Origin of the sequence: Maribacter sp. MMG018 (assembly GCF_018100785.1) — a bacterium.
Lineage (GTDB): Bacteria > Bacteroidota > Bacteroidia > Flavobacteriales > Flavobacteriaceae > Maribacter.
This window is the reverse complement of record NZ_JAGJEC010000002.1, coordinates 235,403-253,305: the sequence shown is the minus strand read 5'-3', so window position 1 is coordinate 253,305 and position 17,903 is coordinate 235,403. Positions and strand designations below refer to the sequence as shown.

General features: G+C 41.1%; 12 protein-coding genes and 1 tRNA gene. 2 read left to right on the top strand and 11 right to left on the bottom strand.

The genetic code is table 11. From position 1 onward, the window contains the following. Positions 1-19: 19 nt before the first annotated feature. The 5 genes from J8L85_RS09300 to J8L85_RS09280 all read right to left on the bottom strand — a co-directional run bounded on the left by J8L85_RS09300 (position 20) and on the right by J8L85_RS09280 (position 7,592). Positions 20-3,367, bottom strand: coding sequence for a gliding motility-associated C-terminal domain-containing protein (locus tag J8L85_RS09300; RefSeq protein ID WP_211016706.1), 3,348 nt, complete (start codon positions 3,365-3,367; stop codon positions 20-22). Between the two features lie 523 nt (positions 3,368-3,890). Then, positions 3,891-5,363 carry a hypothetical protein gene (locus tag J8L85_RS09295; RefSeq protein WP_211016705.1) on the bottom strand — a complete coding sequence of 491 codons (1,473 nt, stop codon included), beginning with the start codon at positions 5,361-5,363 and terminating at the stop codon, positions 3,891-3,893. A gap of 350 nt (positions 5,364-5,713) precedes the next feature. Beyond that, a tRNA-Pro gene (locus J8L85_RS09290) sits at positions 5,714-5,787 on the bottom strand. 169 nt (positions 5,788-5,956) lie between these two features. Beyond that, entirely contained in the window at positions 5,957-6,841 is an 885-nt protein-coding gene (locus J8L85_RS09285; RefSeq protein ID WP_211016703.1) for an alpha/beta hydrolase, read from the bottom strand. A 28-nt stretch (positions 6,842-6,869) separates the two neighbouring features. Continuing rightward, positions 6,870-7,592: a M15 family metallopeptidase gene (locus tag J8L85_RS09280; protein ID WP_211016701.1), complete on the bottom strand. Its 723-nt coding sequence runs from the start codon at positions 7,590-7,592 to the stop codon at positions 6,870-6,872. A 127-nt stretch (positions 7,593-7,719) separates the two neighbouring features. Between J8L85_RS09280 and J8L85_RS09275 the strand changes: the two genes are divergently transcribed. Further along, a complete protein-coding gene (locus tag J8L85_RS09275) occupies positions 7,720-8,841 on the top strand; it encodes a glycoside hydrolase family 130 protein (protein WP_211016699.1) in 1,122 nt (373 codons plus the stop codon). Positions 8,842-8,900: 59 nt separating this feature from the next. Here J8L85_RS09275 and J8L85_RS09270 read toward each other — a convergent pair whose 3' ends face one another. Genes J8L85_RS09270 through J8L85_RS09260 form a run of 3 tightly spaced genes read right to left on the bottom strand, consistent with a single transcriptional unit; the run spans position 8,901 to position 12,176 of the window. Then, positions 8,901-9,719 (bottom strand): sugar phosphate isomerase/epimerase, encoded by an 819-nt coding sequence (locus tag J8L85_RS09270; RefSeq protein ID WP_211016684.1) that lies wholly within the window; start codon positions 9,717-9,719, stop codon positions 8,901-8,903. Positions 9,720-9,734: 15 nt separating this feature from the next. Further along, on the bottom strand, positions 9,735-10,451 hold the full coding sequence (locus tag J8L85_RS09265; protein ID WP_211016682.1) for a gluconate 2-dehydrogenase subunit 3 family protein: 717 nt from the start codon (positions 10,449-10,451) through the stop codon (positions 9,735-9,737). Positions 10,452-10,454: 3 nt separating this feature from the next. Beyond that, entirely contained in the window at positions 10,455-12,176 is a 1,722-nt protein-coding gene (locus J8L85_RS09260; protein ID WP_211016680.1) for a GMC family oxidoreductase, read from the bottom strand. 199 nt (positions 12,177-12,375) lie between these two features. Between J8L85_RS09260 and J8L85_RS09255 the strand changes: the two genes are divergently transcribed. Continuing rightward, complete coding sequence (locus J8L85_RS09255; protein ID WP_211016678.1) at positions 12,376-13,749, top strand: Gfo/Idh/MocA family oxidoreductase; 1,374 nt, start codon at positions 12,376-12,378, stop codon at positions 13,747-13,749. A gap of 1 nt (position 13,750) precedes the next feature. Here J8L85_RS09255 and J8L85_RS09250 read toward each other — a convergent pair whose 3' ends face one another. The 3 genes from J8L85_RS09250 to J8L85_RS09240 all read right to left on the bottom strand — a co-directional run bounded on the left by J8L85_RS09250 (position 13,751) and on the right by J8L85_RS09240 (position 17,647). After that, positions 13,751-14,767: a LacI family DNA-binding transcriptional regulator gene (locus tag J8L85_RS09250; protein ID WP_211016676.1), complete on the bottom strand. Its 1,017-nt coding sequence runs from the start codon at positions 14,765-14,767 to the stop codon at positions 13,751-13,753. Between the two features lie 65 nt (positions 14,768-14,832). Further along, positions 14,833-16,158, bottom strand: a complete 1,326-nt coding sequence (xylA, locus tag J8L85_RS09245) for a xylose isomerase (RefSeq protein WP_211018234.1) — start codon at positions 16,156-16,158, stop codon at positions 14,833-14,835. Position 16,159: 1 nt separating this feature from the next. Then, on the bottom strand, positions 16,160-17,647 hold the full coding sequence (locus J8L85_RS09240) for an FGGY family carbohydrate kinase (protein WP_211016674.1): 1,488 nt from the start codon (positions 17,645-17,647) through the stop codon (positions 16,160-16,162). Between the last annotated feature and the right edge of the window lie 256 nt (positions 17,648-17,903).

Genomic DNA, 17,903 nt, shown 5'->3' with positions numbered 1-17,903 from the left:
TGTTTGTTTTCGGGGAAAATTATCTGTTCACGTATAAGTAGCCCGATTTGCTCAGACCCTCCCCTTTGTTTTCATATTTGATTATATAGAAGTATACCCCGACTGGCAATTTAGAGTCCGCCTGGATCGTAGCCCTTCCGCTGGAGACGCCCTTGAAGGAACCGGGCCCGTTGTCGTAACCTGACATCTCATAGACCAAAACGCCCCAACGGTTGTAGATCAGCACCTTGTTGTTCGGGTACGACTCGATATTGTCGATCTCGAAGTAATCGTTCACCCCGTCGTTGTCCGGTGTTATGATCTCGTTGGTCACCGAAATATCCATTTCGTCGACCTCTTCATTACAGTCAGATTCTGGAGTAGGAACTCCGTTTATGGAATCGCAAGCATCCAGGGGATCGGTGCCGTCCTCCAATTCTTGACCATCGGGAATGGTGTCCCCATCCGTATCCGCATTCTCCGGATCGGTCCCTATCGCCTCTTCCTGGGAGGTGGTCAGACCGTCTGCGTCACAATCGCTATCTGGTAACGAAGTACCACCTACATGGTCGCAATCATCCAAGGGATCGGTTCCGTCCAAGACTTCTTGACCATCTGAGATACCGTCACCATCCGTATCGGGGTCATTAGGGTCGGTGCCCAAAATTAATTCCTCTTCGTTGGTCAATCCATCATTATCACAGTCGCTGGTGCTCAAAGGTGTTCCGCCTACCGAATCACAAGAATTTAAAGGATCCGTACCGTCGGACACTTCCTGTCCGTCCGATATACCGTCACCGTCCGTATCCGGATCGTTGGGATCGGTTCCCAAGGTAGCCTCATCGCCATTGCTGATTCCATCATTATCACAGTCGCTGGTGCTCAAAGGTGTTCCGCCTACCGAATCACAATCGTTTAAAGGATCCGTACCGTCGGACACTTCCTGTCCGTCCGATATACCGTCACCGTCCGTATCGGGATCGTTGGGGTCGGTGCCCAAGGCTACCTCATCGCCATTGCTGATTCCATCATTATCACAGTCGCTGGTGCTCAAAGGTGTTCCGCCTACCGAATCACAATCGTTTAAAGGATCCGTAACGTCGGACACTTCCTGTCCGTCCGATATACCGTCGCCGTCCGTATCGGGGTCGTTGGGATCGGTTCCCAAGGTAGCCTCATCGCCATTGCTGATTCCATCATTATCACAGTCGCTGGTGCTCAAAGGTGTTCCGCCTACCGAATCACAAGAATTTAAAGGATCCGTACCGTCGGACACTTCCTGTCCGTCCGATATACCGTCACCGTCCGTATCGGGGTTGTTGGGGTCAGTTCCCAAAGCTACCTCATCGCCATTGGTGATTCCGTCGCCATCGCAGTCGCTTGTAGCTAGAGGTGTACCGCCTATGGAATCACAGTCATCAAGGGGGACAGTACCATCGGATACTTCCTGTCCGTCGGAAATGCCGTCGCCGTCCGTATCGGGGTTGTTGGGATCCGTACCCAAAGTCACCTCATCGCCATTAGAGATACCGTCGCTATCGCAGTCGCCAGTACTCAAAGGTGTTCCGCCTACCGAATCACAGTCGTCAAGGGGGGCGGTGCCGTCGGACACTTCCTGTCCGTCCGATATACCGTCACCGTCCGTATCGGGATCGTTCGGGTCAGTTCCCAAAGTCACCTCATCGCCATTGCTGATTCCATCATTATCACAGTCGCTGGTGCTCAAAGGTGTTCCGCCTACCGAATCACAATCGTCTGAAGGATCGGTACCGTCCAAGGTCTCTTGGTCATCAGAAATACCATCGCCATCCGTGTCCGCGAGCACATCAATAGAAACAGTGGCCGTATCACAGTATACCGGTGTATCTGTTGTACATACCGAATAGGTGAATTCATCCGTACCTGTATAACCTGCATTTGGAGTATATTCTATCTCTCCGGTTACAGGATCGATGGTTAGCGTTCCATTTGACGGGGCACTTGTAATGGTTATGCTTGACACATCCAAATCTCCCATATTGGAATCGTTGTCCAATATATCGATCAAAACGGGGGCATCTACTAGTGTAGTAGCGGAATCGTCCCCGGCCTTGCAAGTGGTACATGGAGTTAAACAAAATTCTGTAGGGTCGCCTAAATCCAAGGTATTCGGGTCATCACTCGTTACCGTTGTAGAACCATTGGATATACTGGCCTGATTGGTAAAACATTCAATCGGAGACGCCTCCTCGGAAATTTTAAAGGAAACGGTAAAAGAAAAAGGCACGCCACTGGTCGATGCGATGGGGGGAATTGAAATTCCATCTATATTCAGGGTTTGCCCCGTAATGTTAACCGTACCACCACCAGGCGATGCGGGGGTCACGGAATTGGCCACCCAACTAAGGTTTGAGGAAATAAGTGTGTCCTCAAAGTCAAAAATTTGTGTTGAAGGAAAATTATTGTAAATAGTAAATTCGACATCTACGATGTCTCCCGCATGCACCCCTTCAGCTGGCACATCCACTTCTTTTTCGAAGGAGGTAGGATAACATGCCGTTGCATCGAAGGTGGAATATGCGGTAGCTTTGACCATATCAACAAGTTCATTGATACTTGGGTCATATCTGAACAATCTGTTTTCTATTTCATTGGTACTATTATAATAGAAATAGATCCTACCTTGGGAATCGTTCCAAGCGCCTCCGGCAGAATACAATAATGTAGGGGAACCTGCCGGAAGGCTTACATAGGATTGATTTCCATTATCCGGGTCTATTTTTACGATTTTTTGCTCTCCTCTCACGGTTCCATAGAGCATACCGTCATACGAAGAAAATGCCAGGTCGGCCACTAAGGACGCTACACCAAGGGACAGTTGTTTTGTGGTATAAGTCATGGCAACCAAATCAACGGTTACCAGATAGGCTTTGGAATCATCGGTACTTGCAAGACAATAGAACAAATGATCGCTTCCCACCACGCCCGAGGCCATATTCACGTAACCTCCATTGGCATTTACACTAGGGTCGGCAGTCCATGAAGCCAAGCCATCACTTTGTCCTGCAACGGGTGTGGGCACCCCCATGTTTACAACATTTCCCAGGGCATCTATCTGTACCATATCTCCCGGGGTATTGGAAGCTGCATCACCACTAACGATTCCATAGATAAGATTATCCATAAAATTATAGCCTATGGCATTGTACCTATCCGCTATGGATGGGGTAATGGTAGCCAAAACGGTACTGGGACTGGTAGACTCGACCACGTAAATCGTTGAGGGAACGGTTCCCGAGGGCGAAGACACAAGGTACGCGGACCCATCACACTGAAACGGTTGTTGCCCATAACCTATAAATGTGGCAAAAACCAAGAACAGTATACATTTAAAATACTTTCTCATCATACTAAATTGTTTATGTTTAAATGGGACAAAAAAAAATGGTGGTGGGATCTTCAAAACTTGTAAAAAAAATATTTACAGAATTTTCACAAAAATCTTTAAAAAATTAACATATGTCCCAAAAAGCACCTATCACAAATGTTTCACATGTGCGAAACATTGGCATTTTTTAGATAAAATGAAGAAAAACAAAGACAAATCCATCAGCCATAGGGTCTCATGACCTCACTAAAAAAGGTAGCCGGAATTTCTATTGATCCATATACACAAATCATACTCCGGACTTTCTACTGCCTTTTCAAAAAGCAACCCTTTGTTTAAAAGTAATTCTACAGATAATTAATTTGGAAGAAAGGTCATGATATTCTTTATGATATACCGATTATGGAAATATATGCCTGTAATGAACTAAATATAGCATCAACAATGTTGCCTCTTCATTTAATCCTTAACCACCCCATAACAAAATGGCCATTAACCAATAACATCCTCTAGATAACAACCAGCCCTATTTATTCGATTGTTCTTAGTCAATCTCCTTTTTAGTTGTTACACCATACCATAGATTAAAGTCTATCTCTGAAGGAATATTGTACTTTTTTCGAAGTCTATTTTTACGAACCTGAATGGCCCGTACCGTAACGTTTAATATTTTAGCCAAATCTTTGGTAGAAAAATTTAAATGCGCCATACCCAAAAAAACAATATCGGAATTAAGTACGTTTTTATTACGTTTCTTAATCTCTACTACAACCTCTGGATAAAGTTCTTTAAACAGTAACAGAAAATCGGGACTATTGGCATTGGCCGCAGCCATTAGTTCTTTATGCCTCTGACCTTCTATTTTCGATTGCTCCGTTTTATCATGACCATCTATTTTGGTTTCCAATACCTTAATTTTACGCTTATATTTTATTTTTCGATAATATATAAACCCTATAGGCACCAGACCAATTACCAGTACACCCAAAACAACATATTCATACCTTCCGCCTACTTGTCTAGAAACCTCATATTTCTCTTTTAGTATCTCATTGTACACATCGTCCTGTATGTTTGAATTTATCGTCTTTAGAGAATCATTATACTTATGATACAACAGCAAGTATTTTTTCCCTGTTTTAACATCTTTCATATCGTTTATGAAGAAATCGGACATGTTTTTGTATTGACCGACAATGGCATCCAAATCTTTCAGTTCCAAAGCATTTTGTAACGCCAAATCATAGTACCGCTCCGCTTCTTTTAAGTTGCCGGTCAATTTCTCGTAAGTGGCATAGCAATCATAATGCTGAAAGAGATAACTAGAGTCGTATTTATGAAGAATATCGTTTGATCTATCCAAGTAGTTCTTTGCCTCTTGAAACTTACTGTTTTTCATAAGATTTCTGGCAATCTGACAGTATGTTGCACTTATACTGTAAAAATTGGCGGTCTCATTTAAACGATTAACACTGTTTTCCTGTAAAACCAAGTATTTATCCAAAGAGTCCTTATTATTTGTTTTATCATATATATGTACCAGATTTTGGTAAGACCAAAACCTGGACATTCCCCGTTGATTCTGATTTTTTATCTTTTTAGAATGCAACAATTGTTTCTTAAACTCTTTCTCTGCCAAGAGATTCATGTCTAGACTACCGTATAGTCTACCTTTTAGCCTATACGATTCTACTTGCATATTTATGTAAGAACTGAAGAATTCCTCTCTTTCTGCCTTTGAAATAAAAGACAAAGCCTTTTTGTACTCCCCAATCTCAATCAAAGCTTTCGCCAAGTAGATGGAAGCGATCGTTTTCCCTTTTGAATATGATATGCTTTCAGCACCATCGAATGCCTTTTTCGCATATGATATAGATTGATAAAAATTTAATTTAGAAAACTCTTGTTTGGACTGTTCGATTTGGTCATCTACAGTTTCTGGTGTGGGGGTAAAGGTTTGGGCATTTGATAAATTAATAAAGAATAAAAAAATTGCAACGCAAGAAGAAAAATTCATAAAAAAATTCGAACATAAGATTAAAAATATCCTTCGTCAAAAATACATTTTTTTAAGAATATTTTTCTTACAATTAAAATTTCCAAAGCCCCAAAAACCATATACCAACAGTCAATGTTTTGAGGCACAAAACATTAATCCGTTAATAAAAAAATAAGCTTTGTCGTTACACTTGAAAACAAAAAAAGTGATTTGCTTTTGCTAACCACTTTTCTATTTGGTCGGGATGACAGGATTTAAACAATCCTTATAAACCCTCACTGCAAATAAAACTAAGCTTTATTAAAAAATAAAAGCTCCGGTTTTCTTTAGAAATTAAACTTTCTACAAAAACCAAAGCTTCTATTTAGTCGGGATGACAGGATTTGAACCTGCGACCACTCGACCCCCAGCCGAGTGCGCTACCGGACTGCGCTACATCCCGAAACTAAAAAGCCATAAAAATTTATGGCTCAATTTCGCGCAAAGATAGAATTGCTCTTTTAATAATCAAAAAAAACAGTGATAGATTTTTTTACTATAATTTTTCCTCATCCACCATGGTAAATTATGCAGGTCATTAGATCCTATACCATAAAAACACGATGTAAAATCTAATCAAGACTTTCCAACCATTCCAACAACCGCTCTGTCCAACCTCTTAGATGTTCGTCTTTTCTTGCCAGTGAAAAACCATGCCCTCCTTTTGGGTATATATGCATGGTTGCAGAAACACCATTGTCTTTCAAAGCTTTATAAAACAACAGACTGTTTTCTACCGGCACAACGGTATCATCGGTTGCATGAAACAATATGGTCGGTGGTGTTTGGTCGGTTACCTGCTTTTCATTAGAGAAGTGTTCTATCATATCCTGTGGTCCGCTCTCCCCTATTAAGTTGGTCTTTGTACCATTATGGGTCATAGCACCGAAGCTAATGACCGGATACCCCAAGGCCATAAAATCGGGTCTGGCACTTATACTATCAATGGCGTCCACGGGAGCATACACCTTTTCATTAAAATGGGTGCCAAGTGTTGAGGCCAAGTGTCCTCCGGCCGAAAAACCTATAATTCCTATTTTATTGGGATCTATATGAAAATCGCTCGCTTTACTCCTTACCATGCGCATGGCCCTTTGCGCATCGATCAACGGAACATTGTGTTTTTGTGTCTGGGATTTTGAAGAAGGTAAACGGTATTTGACGACTATACCCGCAATACCTTTTCCGTTTAAAAATTTTGCAATATCGGTACCCTCCCAATCGTAGGCCAATATACCATACCCCCCACCAGGAAAGATAAGCATAGCTTCTCCTGTAGCATTATTCTGTGCAGGCAAATAGACTTCTATGGTCGGTTTTTGAACAGTACTGATTCTGAGTATCCCCTCTTGTTTGTGTACCTCTTCTTCGTTCGTCTCTATTCTATTTGGTATTTGCCCCTCTGGCCATAACGAAAATACCTGAGCTGCTACGGAACAACTCAAAAAATTAAACATTAAAAAGATAATTGAGCATAATCTATAATTAATCGTTTTCATTACATTCCCATTTAAAATTTGCTATAGGATCCTTTGAGGCCCCTTGTAGATTATAGTGCCACCATTCTGTCCTGGTGGACCAAAAACCATGCTTCTCCATAGTTTCTTTTAATAACTTTCTATTGTCAAGAATTTCTTGGGGAAGATCATAATTGTCATGATAGGCCCGTTTACCAAAAAAATCAAAATCGGTACCCATATCAAGCTCCTCACCCTCCATATTCACCAACGTAATATCTACGGCCCCACCCTTATTGTGAATTGAGCCTTTTACCGGGTTGGCAACATATTGCGGATTGGGTACAATATCCCACATTTTATACTGCACCGAATTGGGACGGTAACAATCATAGAATTTAATCTTCACGCCCTTCTTCATAAAATCTTCGTTAGCGGCGATCAACGCCTTTACGGTCTTTACCCTCGTATAACATTCGGCACAGTCGTATACCTTGGCCTTTAAAAAATTATTCTCGGTCGCATACCGCATATCATACATAAAATTGTCGCTGTAATCCGCCAATCTCACAAAGGTGGTGTCTGCCAAACTATTAAGGTCCGGCTTATCCCTTTCTTGAATATCAACTTGCTCTATTGTATCTATTTTTTGAGAAAGTGGTTCAACGGTATCGCTTTTCTTTTCTACTTTTTCTTTTTCTCCACAAGACATAAAGAACAGTAGTACCAGGCTATAATAGAAATATTTCATACTAAGGTTAAACAATGAAAAATACAGTTATTTTATCAAAATACCTATAAACATTAGGTCAGATTCCGAGAACGGAATTAAATTCTTACCTTACCATTACACTAGTAAAATATTAAAATTCAACAAAATGGACGTAAGGTTATTATCTCTTTGTTTATTGGTTTTATTCTTTGGATGTAAAGATACTACAACTCAAAAAAAAGCTGTTGACACCCCTTCTGCCGATATATGGCTCTTAGGATTTGAAAAGACAAAAAAGAACCCTATAATGACAGCGGATTCCAGCTATGTTTTTAAGGATCCCGTTACCGACAAAGAGGTGCAATGGCAAAAAGCGGATGTTTTTAACCCCGGGGCCATTGTACGTAACGATACCGTATTTCTATTATTTCGTGCGGAGGACAACCCCGATGCCATTTTAGGGGGGCGTACCTCTAGAATTGGCCTTGCCTACAGTACCAATGGCATTGATTTCACCAAATACCCTTCTCCCGTTCTTTTTCCCGACACCGATGAATTTGCCCAATGGGACCAACCTGGAGGTATCGAAGATCCCCGTGTAGTCGAAACACCGGACGGCACCTATATTATGCTCTACACCAGCTGGAACAAAGATGTGGCCCGACTTTCTAGTGCCACATCTAAAGACCTAAGAAACTGGACAAAGCAAGGCCCTGTTTTTGAAGATGCCCATGATGGAAAATTTTTGGACACTTGGAGCAAATCGGGTTCTATCGTCACCGAGTTAAAAGATTGTAAATTGGTAGCAAAAAAGATAAACGGAAAATATCTTATGTATTGGGGAGAGCTCTTCGTAAACCTTGCCACTTCTGAAAATGGAGTGGATTGGAGCCCCACACTTAATAAAGATGGTAGTTTATTGCACAGTTTTAAACCTACCTTAAACGACTTTGACAGTCATTTGACAGAACCGGGGCCTCCTGCCCTATATACCGACAACGGAATTCTTTTGTTATACAATGGCAAAAATTTGAATGGCGAGGGGGCTACCGACAAATATCCGGAAGGCACTTATTGTGGCGGACAAGTGTTGTTCGATAAAAACGACCCTACAAAAGTGCTCGCCAGATTGGAAACGCCTTTTATTTGCCCTAGTCTACCCCATGAGGTAAGTGGACAATACAAAGCAGGAACCACATTTATAGAAGGTCTGGTCTATTTTAAGAACAAATGGTTTCTTTATTATGGCACGGCAGATTCTATGGTGGGATTGGCCATAAAGGAATAACAAAAAAAAACTCCAGTTACCATTGTAGCTGGAGTTTTCAATTTTACTATGATGTTCTTTTAATCCAAGCTTTTTAAATACTCCAAACTTTGGGGCACCTGCGAAACCACTCTAGAAGATTCGTCTTCTATAAACATATATTCTATACCCAGTTTTTTGGCCTCTGCCACTACCCCGGCTATATTAATTTGCCCAGATCCGAGGACCACGTTGGTCTCAACATCTTCGTGTCCCGTATTGTTGCCCACGATTCCATGCTCCATATCCTTTAAATGTAACAACTTCATTTTATCGGGATACTGTCTTATCAGCGCCAAAGGATCTGCCCCTCCATGCTGAGCCCAAAAAACATCTAACTCAAAAGCAAAATCAGTAGCATTTTCAGCCATATAATCGAATAGGGTACCATTTTTATATGGTCTAAATTCATAGCCATGAGCATGGTATACCAATGTAAGTCCATTTTCTTTTAACCGCTTACCGGCCTTATTAAAAACAGTGGTAGCATGTTGGGTCTCTTCGAGGTCCCACTTGTTATCGTCGTGAGGTACCCAAGCACACATGACATAAGTAGCACCAAAATCTTTTGCGTTTTTAATTACCTTATCTATATCATTCTCCAAGTCCCCAAAATCGGCGCCAACGCTCACCATCTTTAAATTGTATTGGACTAGAAGTTCCTTAAAGTCCTCTAGGGGCATCCCATAGGTTCCCCCACCTTCAATTTTAGAAATACCCCATTCATTGATAAGTCCCAATGTATTGGATACATCTATTTTAAACTGATTGCGTAAACTATACAACTGTATACCTACTTCCTGCGCCTGTGACATAAAACCGCTACCCAATAGGATAGCGGTCATAACTAATTTCTTCATAAAGTTATTATTGTTCTATGTGAGCAAGTTGCCATTTTCGTCCCATTCAGCGATAACATTTCGCTTACTTTGGTCTACACATTTGGCAATCCATTCGGGATCATATGCTACCCCGTGCTGATCCAATACATCTTGCGGAACACCATCCCATACATTAGGGGTATTTCCTTTATAGCCCAAATCGGCTATACCTACTTTAGAGGTATAATAACCAGTTACCACGAGATTTCGCATCAAAGCAAAAAATTGGATTTCTAACGGCTGCTCTTCCAATGGCTTCTCAATATCATGCCAGCAGATTTCATCACATATCTGTTTTTGCTGCTCTAAAGTTGCCGATTTGAACTCAACACCAAATTCTTTATTGCTTTTATGGTCCAACCACATAAGTCCACCTTTTAAGGTAGGTTGCATTTCTGGAATATCCTTGCCCATAAACTCGATCATTTCCGGAACCTCGGCCTCGATAGGCCCTCCAAAAGGTTCTTTTGGAGGCAATATTACCAAGCTTAGCGCCGTAATGGTATCCATATCATGATCTGTAAACAGTCTTTCGGCATTTAACTTCTCTATACGTTCCAATTCTGCCGGTGTACGGCCAAAATATTTGGTGTCGGTATTTACGGCTACTTCTTCCGCCGGTTTACTTTCCTCTGTTTTACAACCATGAAACGCCAATGCCGAAGCACCTACACCTAGAATCATGGTTTCTATACTCTTTCTTCTATCCATGGTTTAGATATTTTGTTGTTTTAATTGCTCAATGATATAATCGGAAGCACGCCACGAGAGTGCCAGAATGGTCCAAGTACAGTTCTTGTCGGCCTGTGAAACAAAAGGTCCGGCATCTACAATAAATACATTGTCCACATCGTGCAATTGGTTAAACTTATTGGTAACAGATGTTTTGGGGTCATCTCCCATACGGGTAGTACCCACCTCGTGAATAATTTCTCCTGGGGCATGTAGGCCATAATCTTTATCCTTTCCTGGTTTTTCACCTAAATAATGGCCTCCCATATTATGGATCAACTCTTCAAAGGTATCTTGCATGTGTTTGGCCTGGTTTCTTTCAAAATCTGACCATTTATAATGGAATTTCAAGACAGGAATACCAAATTGATCCACCGTCGTAGGATCTATTTCACAGTAGTTCTCTTTACGGGCTATACTTTCTCCACGACCTCCAAATCCTATGACAGAACCATAGTATTTTTTAACATCGTCCCGTAGGCTTTCTCCGTAACCTCCTACTTTTAGACCAAAGAACTTATTAAAATCGTTGGGGTTCATTCCAAAACCATAATTTGGTTGTCCCATACCTCCCCAAACTTCGATATGATATCCTCTTGGGAAATCTAATTTAGAGTTATCGCCCCACCATGGCGAGTATACGTGCATACCACCAACACCGTCTTCATTGTAAGATGTTTTACGGTTCATTAGGCCCGGTATAAACCCTGCCGCACTGGCACCTGTAGAATCATGAAGATATTTACCGACAAGATTACTACTGTTACCCAGTCCGTTAGGGTGTTGTTTACTCTTTGAGTTTAATAATATACGCGCCGAGCTACAGGCAGAAGCGGCCAAGACCACTACTTTTCCCCTTAGCTTATATTCTTTTCTGTCTTCTTTGTTGATGTAAGAAACACCGGTAGCCTTACCTTCTTCGTTGGTGGTTACCTCGCGTACCATACTGTTTACGTAAATCCTCACCTTGCCCCCGCTTTTCTGGGCAGGAAAGATCAAACAGCTACCCGATGAGAAATCGGCGTATACCTGACAAGACCTACTACATTGGCCACAATAAAAACAAACACCACGTTCGTTGTTTATTCTTTTGGTCAACATGGACAGCCTACCCGGAATTACCGGAATTCCCGTTTTTTTTGCTCCATTGATATAAAAAAGTTCGTGCAAACGTGGTTTTGGCGGAGGAAGAAAAAAACCATCAGGGTCGTTCTCTAAGCCTTCATTTGTTCCGAATACACCGATCAATTTATCTACCTTATCGTAATAGGGTTTTACATCTTCGTAACCGATCGGCCAATCATCACCATGACCGTCCCTGGTCTTTCCCTTAAAATCTTTAGGCCCAAAACGTAAAGATATTCTACCCCAGTGATTGGTTCTACCTCCCAACATTCTTGAACGCCACCATTTAAAGGTCGTTCCCTCGGCATGGGTATAAGGTTCGCCTTCCACCTCCCAATCTCCGTAAGACATGTCCCACTCGCCAAAAGCCCGATCGGTATTCGCTCCTCTACGAGGAGATTCATAAGGCCATTTTAATTGGGTCATTGTAACAGGGTCCGCCGGGTCAAAAAACGGACCCGCTTCCACTACGGCAACATTAAGACCCGCATCCGCTAATTGTTTGGTAGCCATACCGCCACCTGCTCCCGAACCTACAATAATAACATCATAGATTTCTGAAGATTCCTTTATCTGCATAATTTGTAGTTTGATTTTGTGTACAATTTAAAGAATTAATCAAAAAAAACAGGGATTTTGAATATATTAACAAATACAAATTCATGAATTATTTGATATTATTCGAAACCTATCCCGTTGCTGATTACATTTATTTCAAGAAATATAAGAAACAGCCTATTTTTAAGTATTTGAAAACCTATCTTTTAAACAGATCATTATGACCAACGAACCATCGCAGTTTAATAGAAGACATTTTATAAAAGGAACCTCGGCCGCATTGCTTTTTTCTACGGTGCCATCTTATGGTTTTAATTTTTTTAAAGACGAAACACCAAAAAAAGTAGCACTTATCGGGTGTGGCTGGTACGGCACAAGCGACTTGTTAAGACTTATTCAAATAGCCAATGTAGAAGTTACCTCATTATGCGATGTAGACTCCAACTTTTTGAACGAAGTGGCGGTTTTGGTATCTGAAAGACAAAAAAATGGTAAAAAACCCAAACTATATTCCGATTATCGAAAGATGCTTGCCAAAGAAAAGCTAGACATTGTACTTATTGGAACCCCAGATCATTGGCATGCCCTAATGTGCATAGAGGCATTAAAATCAGGTGCCCATGTCTATGTACAAAAACCTATAAGCGTTGATGTTATCGAAGGGGAGGCTATGGTTGCGGCAGCAAGAAAATATAACCGTGTAGTGCAAGTGGGTACCCAACGTAGAAGCACCCCGCATTTGATAGAGGCCAAAAAACAGATCGTAGATAAAGGCCTATTGGGAAAAATTGGCCATGTAGATATATGTTGCTACTACCACATGCGTTCCAATAGCAACCCTGCCCTGCAGCCTATTCCCGAATTTTTAGATTATGAAATGTGGACCGGCCCTGCCCCCATGAGACTCTACGATGGTATTCCCCATAGGGGATGGTGGCGTTCTTTTAGGGAATATGGAAATGGCATCGTAGGAGATATGTGTGTACATATGTTGGACACTGTGCGTTGGATGCTGGATCTAGGGTGGCCAAAACGTATTAGTTCTGAAGGTGGTATTTATGTTCAAAAAGAAGGTAAATCGAACATTTCAGACACCCAAACCGCTGTTTTTGAATACGATGGCCTAAATTGTGTTTGGCAACATAGAACATGGGGCAATGCCGCAGACCCCGAATACCCATGGGCCTTTTTTATTTATGGAGAAAAAGGGGTTTTTAAAGGTGATGTCATGAAAGCCGAATTTGTACCTAGCGATGGTAGTGAAACCATTCGATTTGATGTTTTATGGGAGAAAGAAAAATATCCGGAGGACTTAACCGAAAAAGACATTGAGCTACATACGGCACCTGCTACCAGAAGGCATATGATCGACTTTCTGGAAGCCATTGAAAATGATACCAGGCCTATTGCCGATATCGAAGAAGGGCATATCTCTACGGCCAGTTGTATTTTGGCCAACCTATCTATGGACCTAAAGAGACCCTTGGTCTATGACCCCAAAAGCAGAACGGTTTTAAACGATCCCGAAGCTACTCGTCTTTTACAGCGCGATTACAGAAAAAATTGGGAGCATCCCCATCCGAACAATATATAGCCTATTGTAATTTTCTGGTAGATTCTCTCACCAAAAGACTGGTTTTTACCACTTTGGTCTCAAAAGGCTCACTAGGTTTTTTTATTCTCTTGATCAAAAGCTCCGCGGCCTGCTCTCCGATAAATTTTCCATGTTGGCTGACCATGGTCAACGGAGGGGTTACATATTGTGAGAGTTGGCCATTTGTAAAACCGATAACGGAAACATCGTTAGGTACGTTATATCCCCTAGATTTTACAATATGTAATATTTTCACGGCCGTAATCTCATCTAGCCCCAAAATACCATCTACGGGTTTATAATTTAAAAGAAAAGACATTAACAGATCTAAGTCATCTTTGGCCGTAAAGTTTACAACCAGCCTTTCATCGAACTCCCTACCAGCCTCCTCCAAGGCCTTTTTATACCCCGCCAATCTTAATTTGCCTACACTGGAATTGCCTATTGGAGAAACGAAGGCAACATTCTTACATCCAATATTAAAAAAATGTTTGGTTGTTTTATACCCCGCCTCAAAATCATCTACCACGACCTTGTCACACGCTATCAGATCTGAGACCCGATCGAACAACACCAAGGGGATATGACTGTTCGTAATCGCCTGCAGGCCTTCAACCCGTTCCTTTACCTGGGTTTCTTCTGCCAATGACATTATTAGACCATCTACCGTTCCAGAATCTAACAGTTCTAAAGTCTTGGATTCTTTTTCAAAAGACTCGTTACTAATACAGCTAACGATATTATACCCATGTTCATTGGCTACCTTCTCTATGCCGTACAGGACCTGCACGAAAAAGTAATTTAATATATTCGGCACTATTACACCTATTGTTTTACTACTTCTATTTAACAAGTTAAGTGCCAACTTATTAGGCTTGTAGTTGTTTTCCTTGGCATATTGCCGTATCCTCTTTTTAAGATCATCACTGATCTCATGACTGTCATTGACGGCCTTTGATACGGTCGAAATGGACACGTCAAAATACTTGGCAATATCTTTAAGGGTTATCTTTCTCATTACTGTAAACTAAAAAGGCCTTGACAATATACATCAAGACCTTTTTTAAACTAAATATATATGTACTAAATATATTGATTAATAATATTCTCGAACAATTCTTGTTTTCCACTCACTAAAGGAAGTTCTCCATTTTCATGAGCTATTTTGTACAAGTCGGTCAAATCCAGTTTTCCTTCTTCAAAATCTTTTCCCTTTCCTGAATCAAAAGAACTATATCTCTTTTCCCTAAGACTGTTGTAGGCAGATGATGCAATTATTTTATCGGCTGTGACCAATGCCCTTGCAAAAGTATCCGCACCACCAATATGGGCCAAGAATATATCTTCCAAATCGGTTGAGTTACGTCTAATTTTAGCATCAAAATTAATACCTCCGCCTTGTAGGCCACCGGCCGCTAAAAACACCAACATTGCTTCGGTGGTTTCTTGAATGTTGTTGGGAAACTGATCGGTATCCCATCCATTTTGGTAATCTCCCCTATTGGCATCTAAACTACCTAGCATACCGGCCTTACCGGCAACCGCAATTTCATGCTGAAACGTATGTTGCGCCAAAGTAGCATGGTTTACCTCTATATTTATCTTAAAGTCTTTCTCTAGACCATACTCCCTTAAAAATCCGATCGCGGTAGCCGTATCAAAATCGTACTGGTGCTTCATGGGCTCCATTGGTTTTGGCTCTATAAAGAAATTACCTTTAAAACCTTGGCTACGGGCATAATCTCTGCACATGGCCAAAAACTGCCCCATGTGTTCCAATTCTCTTCCCATATCGGTGTTCAACAAAGACATATAACCTTCTCTACCGCCCCAGAACACGTAGTTTTCTCCATTAAGTTCCATAGTGGCGTCCATAGCCAATTTTATTTGTGCTCCGGCCCTGGCCAACACATTAAACTCGGGGTTTGTAGCCGCCCCGTTCATATAACGTGGGTTGGAAAAACAGTTGGCCGTACCCCATAACAACTTTTTACCGGTAGCTTTCTGTTTGTCTTTTATATAATCTACGATAGTGGACAAACGTTTTTCCGATGCCACCAAGGTATCCGCTTCCTGAACGAGGTCAAAGTCATGAAAACAGAAATAATCAAATCCTATTTTTTCAAAAAACTCAAAGGCAGCATCTGCCTTATCTTTTGCCGCCTGAACAGGGTCTGAAGCTTGATCCCACTCAAAATTCTGAGTTCCGGGCCCAAAGGGATCTGCCCCTTGACCACAGAAGGTATGCCAATAAGCTATGGCGAACTTAAAATGTTCGCGCATGGTTTTACCCGCAACCACCTGATCGGGGTTGTAGTATTTGAACGCCAACGGATTATCAGATTCTTTTCCTTCAAATTTAATTTTATCTATTCCCTTAAAATATTCCTTACCTGCCATTATTTTAATTTTATAAGTTGTTCAATGTTAATTCCAGTTCTTTTTTCCAACGTTGATAAGCGACTTTGTACGTTTCTTTATTTTTTAATGGTTCAAAGCTCATTATGTAATCGTTCTCCATAATTACCTTGCCATAGGTTTCAAAGTCCCCATTTTGCAATACCCCTGCCCTGGCCGCACCTATGGCCCCCGTCGTATTGTATATTTCTATATCATAGCCTATCAAGGTCGAAACCGTTTCCGAAAAAATTTCGGACCTAAATAGGTTGTCGTTACCCGCCCGCATAACATTTACCTCTATACCATCTGACTTCATAATTTCCATTCCGTATACGAAAGAGAAGGCAATACCTTCCAATGCCGCTCGGCACAAATGCCCTTTACCGTGATTGTTAAGGTTAAGGTTAACGATTCTTGTGCCTACCTCACGGTTGTTGAGCATGCGCTCGGCACCGTTTCCAAATGGTATTAACACCACCCCATCAGAGCCTATGGGTATTTCTTTGGCCAAGTTGTTCATTTCTTCGTAGGAAGAAACATCCAAATTATTAAGCAACCATCTGTATTGTATTCCAGATCCATTGATGCATAATAACTTACCTATTCTAGGTTCTACTTTTGGTTTATAGTTTACATGGGCAAAATTATTTACCCTGGCACTTTCTTTCACAGAAAGGTTATCTGTCACCGCATAGACCACGCCAGAGGTACCGCCCGTTGCAGCCACCTCACCAGGGTTGAATACGTTTAATGATAATGCATTATTGGGCTGGTCCCCTGCCCTATATAAAATGGGGGTACCCATTTTTAATCCACTTTCAATAGCTCCTTTTTCATCTACATGGCATTGCTCACCAAAGGTGTCCACTATATCGGGAACCATATGGGCATCCAATCCATAATAATCCATTAAAAATTCCGCTATTCCCTCTTTTTTAAAATCCCAGAAGATTCCTTCCGACAAACCGGAAACGGTAGTGTTTATTTTTCCTGAAAGCCTCATGGCTATATAATCACCGGGCAACATAAATTTATACGCCTTGACATATACTTCCGGTTCATTTTCTTTGACCCATTTAAGTTTCGATGCTGTAAAATTTGACGGAGAGTTTAAGAGGTATTCCGAACATTTGTCCTCTCCTATTTCCTCAAACGCCTGTTGCCCTATGGCCACAGCTCGGCTATCGCACCAAATAATCGAATTTCTTACGGTCTTGCCCTCTTTATCAACCAATACAAGACCGTGCATTTGATACGAGATACCTATGCCAATAATATCTTTAGAAGAAATATTGTTTTCCTTAATTATACGGCCTATTCCATTACATACATGAATCCACCATTCATTGGGATCTTGTTCTGCCCAGCCATTTTTAATGGCCAACATCGACATTTCCGTTTCCGGTTCTTGTACGACCGCCACACTTGCCCCGGTCTCCGATACGACCAATGCAATTTTGATAGAAGAACTACCGATATCGAGACCTAAATAATACATCCTTTTTATTTTTAACGGCAAATGGATTTTTGCTACTTAAAAATAAAATAAAGAATCTGTTTTATAGTTGGTCACTTAAATAATATTTACGAATAATATAATTAAGATTATCGTTATATATGATATTTGTAATTTTACTACTCTGATTATTAGATATTTATATTATTTTCGTGATTTACGAAAACTTAACGAAACCGTTTTCGCAAAAAACCCCTGAAAATAAAATTATCTCCAAGGGTCTAACCAAATGTATAAG